We start from the raw sequence: 12,697 nt of genomic DNA on the forward strand, positions 1-12,697 counted from the left end.
CTGGAAGGTCGCCCACTGGTCGGTCCAGGACTGGTCAGCCCTGAAGAGCATCGTGTTCTCATACAGACCGCCGATCCAGGGTCCGGTCACAAGGCCCATGTGATCCCACGGACCAGCCATGTTCATCGTGATGAATCCATCGTCGAACTTCGAGTACTCGAGCCACAGGGAGGTGAACTTGAGAGCCTCCTGCTTGATGTCTACGATCGCCTTCAGCGCGTTCGGGGAGTCGATCCCGGCGTGCCTGACGTCTGCGGCCGTTCCGGCCTCCGTGTCGAACTTCTGCATGTAGTACGCCAGTCTCAGCGCGATAGCAGGAGTGAAGTTGACGTTTCCAACCGCCCACAGGGTGGACAGGCTGTTATAGCCATCCAGTGCAAGCTCTGAAGGATCCTTGAAGTCTCTTCTCAGGTAGTTGGCAGAGAACCAGACCTGCTCGTTGAAGTTAAACTTCGCGCGCGCACCGAGGGTGTACCCCTCTCCGAAGGAGGAGTCTCTGAGTGAGGGAAGTCCAGTATCGGCGTCAATAGTCTCAAGCACGCCCGCACCCTCGTCGTGTCCGACGACAAGAGCGAACTCGCCCATTCCGAAGGGCTTTCTGAAGTGGAAGCCCTTGAAGTCGATGTCGGTCATCCATGCGTCGTTGTCCACATACAGCGAATCTTCGTCTTCCCAATCGAAGTTCTGCTTACCCACACGCATCGTGATGTCCCAGGGGAACTTGACATCAAGCCAATACTGGGCGAATGTCGCGTTTTCCCCGTTCAGACGGGCATAGAAGGTGACCTTGTCGTCGATGTACTTCGTCAGGTGCAGACGATAGCGGCTCATCTGGAACTCGTCTGTGCCGCCATCAAGGCCGTAAAGCCCGTTGTCATTGCTTCCCCAGCGGCCGTCGAAACGGAACTCGCCGCGGATCTGCCAGCCACCGAGGCGATCCTCGATCACCGCGAGCCTGCTGTCGATCTGGTCGACCTTCACGCCGAGGGCGTCAAGCTCGTCTTTGAACTCGACTACGAGTCTCTTCAGCATCTCGACATCCTGCTTGCTGGCCTTGGTCATGTCGACCACCGCCAGTGCGCGGGCGACAGCAGAAGCTGCCTCGTAGCGGGTCATGGGCTGATTGCCCTTGTAGGTGCCATCCGGATAGCCGGAGAGCACTCCGCGGGCCGCGAGCTGCCCAATGGCATCGTAGGCCCAGTGGTTCATGGGAACATCCATGAACGGGTTCACGTTTGCGAACGCAGGAGCTGCGAACACAACAAGCGCGACTACTGCAACAAGTGCAAGAATCTTTTTCATCTGTTTTAACCCCCTTGGTTAAGTGTTTGTATATCGCGGCTGATTCGATCCTCCGCGTCCCGGGGGTTCAGGTGAAAGTTTCCTCGTTTCCTTTTACCTCTTCCCCGCTCCGCATTGTATCGATACAGTCCGCCTTCATCCTTCGCTCGTCCTTTTTGGCAGGGGGTCGTCGCACCTCCTCTCGGGCCATCGGGATTTCCACACGAAGGAACTGAAGCAATCGTCCAAGGTCAAATTGTCAATGTACTCAACCTGACACTTCCAGTGCATTCTATCGGAAGGATCCGGAGATGGGAATAGGCCTAAAGGCCCATTTTGCGTAAAATACCTAGATAATCCGCGATTCTTCGTCATCCCGAGCGCATTATCGTCATTCCGAACGAGCGAAACTCCAATTGTCATCCCGAACATCGCGCAGCGATGGTAAGCAGGCGACCGAACGGGCGGTTTTCCCGTTCGAGTCGATCGCTATCCCGAGGAGCGTAGCGACGAGTGGGAGGGATCTCGGGCTGGATTCACGCACTGCCGTGAGATCCCTCCGCCCGTTGGGCGTTCGGGATGACGGAGGGGAACGCCGGTCGGTCTTCGGGATGAAACAAGTAAAAAGCCGAACAGACGTTTTTTCCGTTCGTGTCGATCGCTTACCTCGAGGAGTCCCAGTTTAGAGGCCTCAACTACGCTCTTTTCTTAGACTAAGGACTTCCTCCTCGGTGAGGTCGACGCACTCGGCTATGAGAGACGGTGCCAAACCCTTGTCCAGCATCCGGAGAGCGGCCTCTCTCTTGGTCTCCTCCTTCCCCTTCTCAAGGCCAATCTCCATGCCCTTTTCCATGCCTATCTTCTCCACCACAGTGACGTACATCTTCTTCTCCTCCTTTTGCGCCCACTTCTTGTACTCCTCCAACTTCTCCTCGCTGCGGGGGCGCAACGCCCATTCAATAAACCGATAGAGAACCAGACAACGCTCCCGAGACCAGCCTCGCTCGTCGAGAAGACCGCCGAGCTGCTTCAAGAATGCTATTCGCTTGTTGTCAGAGCGGCCACTGTCTATCACGCGTCTGGCGGCCAGGAGTGCAAGGTCGAACGGATTATGGCTTTCCTCAAGACGTTTTACGTCCAGCTCCCACAGCTTAACGGTCGGGTAGACGTACCGAAGTTCGTTGCCGTAGGAGACGTGCTCGTAGCGCTCGGGCTCCCCCTTCGGCCTAGGGGCGGTTAGTATGGCCATCGACACCACGTCAACGACTCCCCGGCGATTTTTCGTCGTGATTCGTCCCCCACCGCTCTCGGACTCCAGCTCCTCTTCATACTTCTTCCGCTTGAGGTACTTGAAGCGGATCATGGAGTGGTAGTAGAACATGCGCTCGGGGAAGTCGTCCCCTCCCTTGTCCTGCACCTCGACGTGGAGGGCGAGCCAGATGTCGCGTCCTCCCTTAACCGGGACCTTGGCGAGAAGGTCGGGGGCCTGCCAAGCACCGCCCATGAGTGCCTTGAGGTCCTTCATCTCCTTGTCGAGAAACTCCGTCTTGCGCTTTTTGTCCACCTGGGCGGCCAGCTCGGGAAGGATAGACTCCAGCATCTCGTCGAAGTTTCCCTGCATAAGGGTCTTCCACATGGAGTCGCCGTCGGCGCGTTCAGTGTCATCTGTATCCGGTTGTGCCTTTGCGTCGAGCTCTCCGACTATGTCCGTCGTATGGTCGCTAGTTGTCGGTGCGATGGTATCCAGCCTCCCTCGCGTGTGTTTATGCCTGTCCGGGTTTTATCGTTTCATGAATATTATACGAAAAAGGAGGGGGTTGTTCAATAAGAAGGGATCTCGGGCTGGATACACGCCCTGCCGTTAGATCCCTCCGCCCTTTGGGCGTTCGGGATGACTGCAAACAACCGCAGGTTCATGATGGTTGGGTCCTGAACTCAGCGTTGATGCGCGACGTACCACTCGTACGTGCGCTTCAGGCCCTCCTCCAGGGCTACGGACGCGCTCCAGCCCAGCGCTTTCATCCTGGAGACGTCGAGCAGCTTTCGAGGGGTGCCGTCCGGCTTCGAACCGTCCCAGGCTATTTCGCCCTCGAAGCCCGTCGTGCGGCGGACCAGCTCCGCCAGTTCCCTTATCGTGACGTCCACGCCCGTGCCCACGTTGACGAACTCCGCCTCTTCGTAGCTCTCCATAAGAAAGACGCACGCGTCCGCAAGGTCGTCAACGTAGAGGAACTCCCTGCGCGGCGTTCCGCTTCCCCACAGGGTCACTGTCCGGTCGCCGTTCTCCTTCGCCTCGTGGAACTTTCGCATCATGGCCGGCAGCACGTGCGAGGTCTCCAGGTCGAAGTTGTCTCCGGGGCCGTACAGATTCGTCGGCATGGCGGAGATGAAGCGCGCGCCGTGCTGCCGGTTGTAGTACTCGCACATCTTGAGCCCCGCAATCTTGGCTATGGCGTAGGCCTCGTTAGTCGGCTCCAGGGCGGAGGTCAGCAGGGACTCCTCCCTTATCGGCTGAGGCGCCATCCTCGGGTATATGCAGGAGCTGCCGAGGAAGAGCAGCTTCTTCACCCCGGACAGCCATGCCTGGTGGATGACGTTCACCTCTATGGCAAGGTTCTGGTGGATGAAGTCCGCCGGGTATGCGGAGTTGGCCAGAATGCCCCCGACCTTTGCCGCGGCTAGAATCACGTGGTCTGGCCTGCGCGCCTCGAAGAAGCTCCTGACCGCGGCCTGGTCGGTTAGGTCCAGCTCGCTCCTGGTCGCGAGGATCAAGTTCTTGTAGCCGCCTCTCTCCAGCCTGCGGACGATGGCAGAGCCGACCAGCCCCCTGTGCCCGGCGACGAATATCCCGTCCCCGGTCAGCATTGCTCCTCCGCCGCCGGGCAGACGCTGTATCCGGCCTCGCGGCAGAGCAGGTCGCGCTTGAACAGGTCGAGGTCCGCGCGCACCATCTCCGTCACAAGCTCGCCGAAAGTGATCTTCCTCTCCCAGCCGAGCTTTCGCCTGGCCTTGCTTGGGTCGCCGAGCAGCAGATCGACCTCGGTGGGGCGGAAGTACCTCGGGTCCACCTCGACGACCGTCTCTCCGCTGTCCGTTCGGACGCCCCTCTCCTCCACTCCCTCCCACCGCCACTCCAGCGGTATTCCCGCCTCGGCGAAGGCCAGGGTGGCGAACTCGCGCACCGAGTGCGTCTCGCCCGTCGCCACGACATAGTCGTCCGGCTCGTCCTGCTGCAGCATCAGCCACATCGCCTCCACGTAGTCGCGAGCGTGCCCCCAGTCGCGCTTCGCGTCCAGGTTGCCCAGGTAGAGCTTCTTCTGGAGCCCAAGCGATATTCGCGCCGCCGCCCTTGTTATCTTCCTGGTGACGAAGGTCTCGCCCCTGAGCGGGGACTCGTGGTTGAAGAGTATGCCGTTGCAGGCGAACATCCCGTAGGCCTCCCGGTAGTTCACGGTGATCCAGTATCCGTAGAGTTTGGCTGCGGCGTAGGGGCTTCGCGGGTAGAAGGGGGTGCTCTCGTCCTGCGGGACGGCCTGCACCTTGCCGTACAGCTCGCTGGTGGAGGCCTGGTAGAAGCGCGTCTTTCGCTCCAGCCCGAGGATGCGGATGGCCTCCAGCAGGCGCAGCACGCCGAGGCCGTCGCCGTCCGCCGTGTACTCCGGTGACTCGAACGACACCTTCACGTGGCTCTGAGCGGCCAGGTTGTAGATCTCGTCCGGCTGCACCTCCTGAACTATCCTTATCAGGTTGGAGGAGTCCGTCAGGTCGCCGTAGTGCAGTACGAGGCGCCTGTCCTCCTGGTGAGGATCCTCGTACAGGTGGTCGATCCTCGCCGTGTTGAACAGCGATGAACGCCTCTTCACCCCGTGGACCTCGTAACCCTTGCCCAGCAGAAGTTCCGCAAGGTAGGCCCCGTCCTGGCCGGTGATTCCGGTGATCAGCGCTTTCTTCCTCATTGCCTCACTCCCGTTCGTCGTTGCGAATGCCGTCTGCCTAACGGTCAAAGGCTATCACAATCGCGGCTCGTTGTCCAAAACCGTTCGGAGGCTGTTATAATAACCGAAATCCGTCTCAAAGGGTGAAGGCGCATGCTGTTCAACTCTTACGTCTTTCTTTTCTTATTCCTGCCCGCGACGTGGGTGCTGTTCCGCCTCGCGTCGCGCTTCAGGGCCACAGGCGCGGCGCTCTCCGTGCTTCTGGCGGCGTCGCTCGTCTTCTACTCCTATTGGAATCCGCCCTTCGTCCTGCTGATCCTCTTCTCGATAGCCTTCAACTACTCCCTCGGGCGAATCATCGAGAGGGGCGCCTCAGCGGACCGGGGAGGGCGCGCGGCTCTCCGCCTCGGCGTCGGGGTCAACCTAGCCCTGATCGCTTACTTCAAGTACGCCAACTTCCTCATGGAGAACCTGGCGCTCCTCTGCGGACGGGGCTGGGCCCCACGCGACATCTTCCTCCCGCTCGGCATCTCCTTCTTCACCTTCCAGCAGATCGCCTATCTCATAGACTGCTCCAGAGGGACGACGCGCGGCTGCTCCTTCAAGCATTACGCTCTTTTCATCACCTTTTTCCCGCAGCTTATCGCGGGGCCGATAGTCCGGTACGACGAGATAGTCCCCCAGTTTCGGCGTCTGCGCACATTCGCCCTTAGCTACCGAAACCTGGCGATGGGGCTCACCCTGCTCTCCTTCGGCCTTTTCAAGAAGCTGGTCATAGCCGACACCCTGTCGCCGTGGGTCTCCGATGTGTTCGACGCCGACGTAGCGCCTGCCTTTTTCGCTGCTTGGGGGGCGGTCCTCGGCTACGCCTTCCAGATATACTTCGACTTCTCCGGTTACTCGGACATGGCCCTCGGACTCGGACGCATGTTCAACATCGAGCTGCCGGTCAACTTCAACTCTCCCTACAAGGCGCGCTCGATAGCCGATTTCTGGAGGAGGTGGCACATGACCCTGTCGTCCTTCCTCAGGGACTACCTCTACATCCCGCTGGGAGGAAACCGGCGGGGGGAGCTTCGCCGATACGTCAACCTGATGTCCACCATGCTGCTGGGCGGTCTGTGGCACGGCGCCTCGTGGAACTTCGTCGTGTGGGGCGGCCTGCACGGACTCTACCTGTGTGTGAACCACGCCATCGCCGCGATCAGGCCCGGCTCGCCCGCGTCGAAAGAGCGGCCATCCCGGCTGCGCGGCCTGCTCGGGTGGGGCGCCACGTTTTTTTCCGTGCTCGTCGCATGGGTCTTTTTCAGGGCGGAGACCTTCGGGAGGGCGATGGAGGTGCTGCGCGGCATGTTCGGCCTCAACGGAGGTCTTGACGCGGCCGGCGGCCTCCCGCTCGACAGAGTTCTGGTGTTGGCGGCCTGTCTCCTTCTTGCGACGGCAGCGCCGTCCAGCCACGAGTGGACCTTCGGAAAATTCCGCGACGGCAAGTTCAACGACCGCTGGGCGCTCGCGGTGGGCCTGATCCTGCTGGTCGGCATCTGCTTCTTGAACCGGGTGTCGGAATTCCTCTATTTCCAGTTCTGAGGCGGGGTGATCATGAGATACAAGCGACTGGTCCGAATCATACTGTGCTCCTCCCTGCTTCTCTTCGCCGCCCAGTTCGCGATCTTTCGCATCAGGGGCGTCTTCGACCTGGCGCTCCTGTCCTGCCTGTACGACAACGCCTCGTGGGTGACGGAGAAGCCTCGGGTCCTGCTGATGGGCAGCAGCCGCTGCTTCCACCAGCTCGTGCCGAGCGTGATAGCGGATCTGAACGGGCTGGGAAGCACGGACGTCGCCAACATCGGCCAGGTGGCTGCGGGGCCCTTCGAGATGCTGCACACCTACACCAAGCACATCGACCTGTTGGACGAGGCGGAGTTCGTGTTCTACGTACTCGACGCCGACTTCTTCTTCGAGTCGTCTCACGTCGACAGCCCCTACGAGAGGATCCTGCTCGACAGAAAGCAGTGGGATCTTATCTCGGGCGTCCACGGCAACTTCTACCACCTCCCCGCCGTTCTGTTCGCCAACGCGATAAGAGGCTCGCCGCGAAAGACCGGCGCGGAGATGGGCTTCGAGGGACTGCCGCACATGGACTTTCTGAACATGACGTTCGAGGACCGGGACAGGCCCTTTCGACTGGACCTGGAGAACTTCCCCCTGTCGGACTTCCAGGTCGGCAGCATGAGGAGGATCAAGGAGCTCTGCGAGGCATACGGGGGAATCCTGGTCTTCGTGCTGACTCCCTTCTGGGACATCGGCTCGCTGGAGGACGAGTTCTTCGACAGGACGGACATCCTGGTCCGGGCTCTCGACGACGCCCTGGGCCCGACAAGGCTGGTCGGGAGCTGGGAGAGGGAGGAGTACGGGCTTGAGTACGAGGACTTCCTGGACAACTCTCACCTGTCGGCCTCCGGCTCGGAGAAGGTCACGCCCCTCATCTTCGGGGACATCGAGAGCATACGCTCGCAGCGACCGGCCATGTTGAGCGGGAGGGTCCCGGCGGGAGCGACGAAGAGGGCGAACCGGAATTAAGGAGGTTGACGACATGAATCGTTTGACGCGCGGCCTGCGAGAACTCGCGGCCAGCATCGAATGGAGGCTTAAGGGGAGGCCCGTCCCCCTTCCGAACGTGCTGAAGCAGGCGATCATCATCGAGCATGCGAAAGCAAGCGGGATCCGTGTGTTCGTCGAGACGGGGACCTACGAGGGCAGGACGTTGGCGGCCATGATGCCCTTCTTCGACCGGCTCTATTCGATCGAGCTGGGCGAAGATCTGTACAGGAGGGCGTGCGACCGCTTCGCCTCGGCCCCGAAGGTACGCCTCCTTCAAGGGGACAGCGGGGAGAGATTGGCGGACGTCCTCGAACTTGTGAGGGAGGAGAGATGCCTCTTCTGGCTCGACGCTCACTACTCCCGAGGCGACACCGCGAGGGGGGAGGAGGAGACCCCGATTCTGAAGGAGCTGGAGCTGATCGGCGCGCACCCGGTGAGGGGGCACCTGCTGCTGATCGACGACGCCAGGTGTTTCGGCGTGGACGAGGGATACCCGTCGATAGAGCGGATGAGGGAGACCGCGGCCCGCCTCTTCCCAAGCTCGGCCTTCTCGGTGGACCGCGATATTATCAGGATCATACCGATGACCGAGGACGGACGCCTGCCATGATAGTCAAGCTGACCGCTCCGTCTCCGAACTGGCCGCTGCTCCTGCAGACGCCCGGTGGAGAGGGAATGTGGGACGGCGTTCGCTTCACGACCGACCCGTCGTGCGACGAGGCGGACGCCTGGGTGGTTTACGAGGGTCTGACGCGAAGGACGACCGTCGTCTGCCCCCCGTCCAGGACGATACTGGCAACGGGAGAGCCTCCCATGATCAAGAGCTACCCGGAGGCCTTCACGGCTCAGTTCGCCCGCGTGCTGACCTGCCACGCCCTGAGTCACCCCGGGATCGTCGCCCGGCAGCAGGCTCTTCCCTGGCACTACGGACGGGAGTTCGACGTCGCGGGGGGCGAGAGGTTCGTCGAGAGCTACGACACATTGGCGGGCAGCTCCCCCTTCGAGGGGAAGACGGGCCTGATCTCGGTCGTCTGCTCGGCGAAGAGGGGCAGGGAGGGGCACAGGATTCGCGACGAATTCGTGTCGTACCTCGAGCGAATTCAAATTCCGGGACTGGACATTTTCGGGACAGGACGACAGAGGGTGGCCGCATGCAAGCGCGACGCCATCATGCCTTACAGGTACCACATAGTCATGGAGAACTCCGTCTGCCCCCACTACTGGACGGAGAAGCTGGCCGACTGCTATCTCGGGGGCGCGTTCCCATTCTACTGGGGCTGCCCGAACCTTGAGGAGTACTTCTCGTCCGGCGCCTTCGCGCCCATCGACATAGAGAGGCCGGAGGAGGCCGTCGGAGTCATGCTCGAGGCGATGGAGAGCGGTGTCTTCGAGAGGTCTGCGCCTCTGCTGCGGGAGTCCAGGGAACTGGTGCTGAACAGGTACAACCTCTTCCCGACGCTGGTCTCCATGCTGGCCGAGATGCCGGAGTCCAACCCCGAGCCCGTGACGGTCCGACCAGAGGAGAGCTTCACCCTGCGCGGACGGATCAGACGTGCGAGGCTGGGCGCAAGGGCGTTGTACAGGAGGGCCCGCGACCTGGACTCTTACGCTTGAGCAGGTTATAGCCCTCCATTCAGTGACAGGCTATTGAAAATGCGGCTGAACTCCGATGCCGCCTCATCCCGCATGAAGCGAGGCTCCAGCGCGGTCCGCACTCGGGCCGTGCTCTCCTCTATCCGCAGATCGTCCCAGTTTCGGTGAATTTTCAGCACCCCTTCCGGTATCAGCCCGGGGCTCTCCCTGATGTAATGCAGCCCGCCCCTCTCCCCGAAGTAGTTTTCAAGTGCGATATCCATCACCTCTGGCGTCAGGTGGCCTATCCAGAAGCCGGAAAAAGCCAGCACGGGGCGATTGGCTAGCGCGGCCTCGACCGCGGAGGTCGACCCGGCGCACACGAGGGTCGACCGGTCGAACCAGGGCTGAGGATCCGTCCGGGTCCCCGCTATGTGGATGAAGCGCTCCCTCGCCTCCAAATTGATGCGCTCCGCAAGCAGGCGGAACTTCCACGCCCTCCAACCGCCGCCGACGAACGTGATCTCGAGAGAAGGGATCTCTTTTTTCAGATCCGGCGCCCCCTGGAGCAGGGCCAGAGGCCCGGCGGACTTGTATCCGCTCAGCCGCCCGAAGCAGAGGACCCGGAAGGGATCCCGCGGAGGCGCTGGCGAGGCCCTGATCAGCCCGGTCAGTGGCCTTCGGAAGAGGAACTTGGGGAATGGAGTGGGTATCTCCCCCAGCTTTTCCAGTATCGGCGGCTCCGCCGACAGCCAGGCGTCGCTGTGGCGCACCAGCGAACCAACGTCGCGCCCCCTCCTGTCGGTCTTCTCCAGATGGTCCAGGAAGAAAGTGAATATCCTGGCGCCGGTGACGGCCTTGAGCCTGACCGCCAGGGGGAACGAGCGGCGCGAATCGGTGACTATGACGTCGGGCGAGAACTTCCCGGCCCTGCAGTCGAACCAGAAGTTGCCGACGGTGGGCGACGGCATGGATATCACCTCTACGCCGCGGCCGCGAAGGCGGGACTGGAAGCCCTTGCCCGCCCATCTGCCGAGCACCGCCACCCGGTGCCCTCCCTCTTTTAGCGCGGTGGCGAGATGAAACACGAAGGAGGTCACCCCGTCGACTATCATCGCGTCGGAGCAGAAGAGGACGTTCAATCCTTCAGCTCCTCCGGGAACAGGGAGTACCAGGCCAGATCCTCGTACTTCCCGCCGATATAGACGTGCTGCCTGAAGATTCCCTCGCGGCGGAAACCCATGGTCTCGTATAGATGAATGGTCCTTTCATTGCCCGACAGTATGCTGAGATAGATCTTGCGCAGGTTGAGCGTGTCGAACCCGTAGCGGATCATGCGCACCGACGCGGCCCTGCCGTACCCCTTGCCCATCTCGCGGGCCGACGCTATCACGGCGGCGAACTCCGCATGCCGGTCCAGCGCGGAGATGCTCTTGAGGCTCATCACCCCCAGGAACTCGTCATCCGGCGTGTGTGCGTTCCTTGCGACCGCCAGGTGGACCGAGTCTCCGCCTCCCCCCGCAACTATCGATTCCAGAGCTCGGCGCGCCTCCTCCCTCGTGCGCGGAACGCGCGTAAACACGTAGTACTTTGCGATCTCCGGGTCGTTCTGCCACGAGTAGAAGCCCTCGAGGTCATCCATCCGCAGCTCCCTGAGAAAAAGCCCCTCGACACCGGTTTCCAACAGCACCAGAACCGTCCCCCCTTATCTTTCGCTCTAACGCGGAGGGGCTTGCCCCGTCCGCTCCCATCCGGGCACCGCCCTGGAGAAGATCGCCTCCAGCCGCGCCAGCATCGTGTGATCCCTCAGGAACCTCTCGTATCCGGCTTTGCGAACTCTCTCCCGCTCGTCGTCGTGCGACAGGTAGTAGCCTATCTTCTCGGCGAGGTCGTCCGCGTCGGAGTAGACAGCTATCTCCTTTCCCGGCTCGAAGTACTCGTACAGCTCCGGGTTGTCCTGCGTCAGCAGGAATCCCCTGCATGCCGGCACCTCGAAGTCCCTGCCCTTGATCTGAAGGAGCGGCCTCCCGCCCTCCTCCCCGGAGACGGAGGCGTTGCTCAGGTTCAGATTGATGCGGCTGGCGCTGAACATTCGGATCATGTCGCCCAGGCTTATCCGCCCCTCCTTCCACCCCCGCCCCCGCACGGTTATATTCATCCCCTTGGCCCGCAGGAACTCGACGACCATCCTCCTGCCTCCGTGAGGCTGCCCGATGAACGACACGTCATGTTCGTAGGCGCAAGTCAGGGGGCGGAAGAAGAAGTGGTTCGCCCCCCACTGGCTGCGTATGACGTTGGTGAAACCCCCCTCCCTGTAGAGAACCTCGGCCGTCGCGCTGGTGGTGCAGACCCAGTCGTACGGACGGGCGGCGTGGCGGGAGAAGTCGTGGAAACGCCAGTGGTCGTCGCTGAAGAAGGCGATGGTCGGCACCCCGAGCTCGTCGGAGATGGAGCGTATCGTATCGGCGTTGAACTCGTCGTCCAGTATGGCGTGCAACAGGACAGACGGCCTGAACAGCATGCAGGCGAGTCGAAGCGCCGACTGCATTCGCTCGTGTCCGAGGTCGGCTCGGACCCGGTCGTAGGGGAATTGAACCACAGGATAGCCTCCCCCGACCAGCGAGTAGAAGAAGTGCGCCGTGCCGTAGCCCAGCCCAAGGCCCGGACGGCCGTAGTCCGATCCCAGTTCCGCGTACATGACCAAGGGCAGGCGACTCCCCTGGTTGTGCACGCGGAGCATTCGGTGCACGTACTCCTCGTCGCTCCACGAAGGCCACACCCTGTTCTTGGCGGCGCGCAGACGCTTCCGCAGGTCTTTGAAAGCGATCTTGATCACCTCCCGGCTCGGACGTACAGGTCGTCCAAGTCTCCCAATGTCAGAAGGTAGGCGAGACCGTTCTGCTCCAGGTGCCTTCTCACCTTCCGCTCCCCGCTGTTGTTCTCCACGCAGACGGCGTTGACGCATGTCCTCTCGAAGTCAAGGGACCGGATCACATCCAGCTCCGCGCCCTCCGTGTCTATGCTCAGAAAGTCAATCCTGTCGATGCCGTGCCTGTCCAGCAGTGTCTGCAACCTGAGCGACGGCAGGCGCATCATCTCGACCCGGCCGCCCTCGCTCTTTATCCTGCGCCTGTGCCGCCTGTCCATCCTGTCCGCTATGCCGCTCAGGGCCTCGACCCCCTCCACCCTGGCGAACTCCAGCTCCCCCTCGACGTTCGAGACGCAGACGTTCTCGCAGATCGAGCCGGGGCGGTTCGCGACCAGCTCTTTGAAGACGTCCGGAATGGGCTCGACGCATAGTCCTGTCC

At 61.6% G+C, this 12,697-nt stretch carries 12 protein-coding genes; 4 read left to right on the plus strand and 8 right to left on the minus strand.

Annotated features, from left to right (window positions below; all coding sequences use genetic code 11):
* The 4 genes from GX181_07600 to gmd form a co-directional block, all read right to left on the minus strand.
* The coding region (locus tag GX181_07600) for an S-layer protein (protein NLM71805.1) at window positions 1-1,302 on the minus strand (1,302 nt) is incomplete at its 3' end.
* A gap of 670 nt (window positions 1,303-1,972) precedes the next feature.
* On the minus strand, window positions 1,973-2,917 hold the full coding sequence (locus GX181_07605; protein ID NLM71806.1) for a hypothetical protein: 945 nt from the start codon (window positions 2,915-2,917) through the stop codon (window positions 1,973-1,975).
* Between the two features lie 299 nt (window positions 2,918-3,216).
* Window positions 3,217-4,146, minus strand: coding sequence for a GDP-L-fucose synthase (locus GX181_07610; protein NLM71807.1), 930 nt, complete (start codon window positions 4,144-4,146; stop codon window positions 3,217-3,219).
* Window positions 4,140-5,237, minus strand: a complete 1,098-nt coding sequence (gene gmd / locus GX181_07615) for a GDP-mannose 4,6-dehydratase (GenBank protein NLM71808.1) — start codon at window positions 5,235-5,237, stop codon at window positions 4,140-4,142. Before gmd ends, GX181_07610 begins: the two co-directional genes overlap by 7 nt.
* 132 nt (window positions 5,238-5,369) lie before the next feature.
* Here gmd and GX181_07620 point away from each other — a divergent pair, with 132 nt between their 5' ends.
* The 4 genes from GX181_07620 to GX181_07635 are packed head-to-tail and all read left to right on the plus strand — an operon-like array spanning window position 5,370 to window position 9,431.
* Window positions 5,370-6,803 (plus strand): MBOAT family protein, encoded by a 1,434-nt coding sequence (locus GX181_07620; protein ID NLM71809.1) that lies wholly within the window; start codon window positions 5,370-5,372, stop codon window positions 6,801-6,803.
* A gap of 12 nt (window positions 6,804-6,815) precedes the next feature.
* On the plus strand, window positions 6,816-7,796 hold the full coding sequence (locus GX181_07625) for a hypothetical protein (GenBank protein NLM71810.1): 981 nt from the start codon (window positions 6,816-6,818) through the stop codon (window positions 7,794-7,796).
* Between the two features lie 13 nt (window positions 7,797-7,809).
* Window positions 7,810-8,427 carry a hypothetical protein gene (locus tag GX181_07630; protein ID NLM71811.1) on the plus strand — a complete coding sequence of 206 codons (618 nt, stop codon included), beginning with the start codon at window positions 7,810-7,812 and terminating at the stop codon, window positions 8,425-8,427.
* The gene (locus GX181_07635) at window positions 8,424-9,431 is read left to right on the plus strand and encodes a hypothetical protein (protein NLM71812.1); all 1,008 of its coding nucleotides are present in this window, start codon (window positions 8,424-8,426) and stop codon (window positions 9,429-9,431) included. Before GX181_07630 ends, GX181_07635 begins: the two co-directional genes overlap by 4 nt.
* Window positions 9,432-9,436: 5 nt before the next feature.
* On the opposite strand, the gene GX181_07640 is transcribed toward GX181_07635, so the two are convergent.
* The 4 genes from GX181_07640 to GX181_07655 form a co-directional block, all read right to left on the minus strand.
* On the minus strand, window positions 9,437-10,531 hold the full coding sequence (locus GX181_07640) for a glycosyltransferase family 4 protein (protein ID NLM71813.1): 1,095 nt from the start codon (window positions 10,529-10,531) through the stop codon (window positions 9,437-9,439).
* Entirely contained in the window at window positions 10,528-11,079 is a 552-nt protein-coding gene (locus tag GX181_07645; protein NLM71814.1) for a GNAT family N-acetyltransferase, read from the minus strand. Before GX181_07645 ends, GX181_07640 begins: the two co-directional genes overlap by 4 nt.
* Before the next feature lie 27 nt (window positions 11,080-11,106).
* Complete coding sequence (locus GX181_07650; GenBank protein ID NLM71815.1) at window positions 11,107-12,225, minus strand: glycosyltransferase; 1,119 nt, start codon at window positions 12,223-12,225, stop codon at window positions 11,107-11,109.
* The coding region (locus GX181_07655) for an FkbM family methyltransferase (GenBank protein NLM71816.1) at window positions 12,222-12,697 on the minus strand (476 nt) is incomplete at its 5' end. The genes GX181_07655 and GX181_07650, both read right to left, overlap by 4 nt.

This window comes from Synergistaceae bacterium (genome assembly GCA_012521675.1).
GTDB lineage: Bacteria > Synergistota > Synergistia > Synergistales > Aminobacteriaceae > JAAYLU01.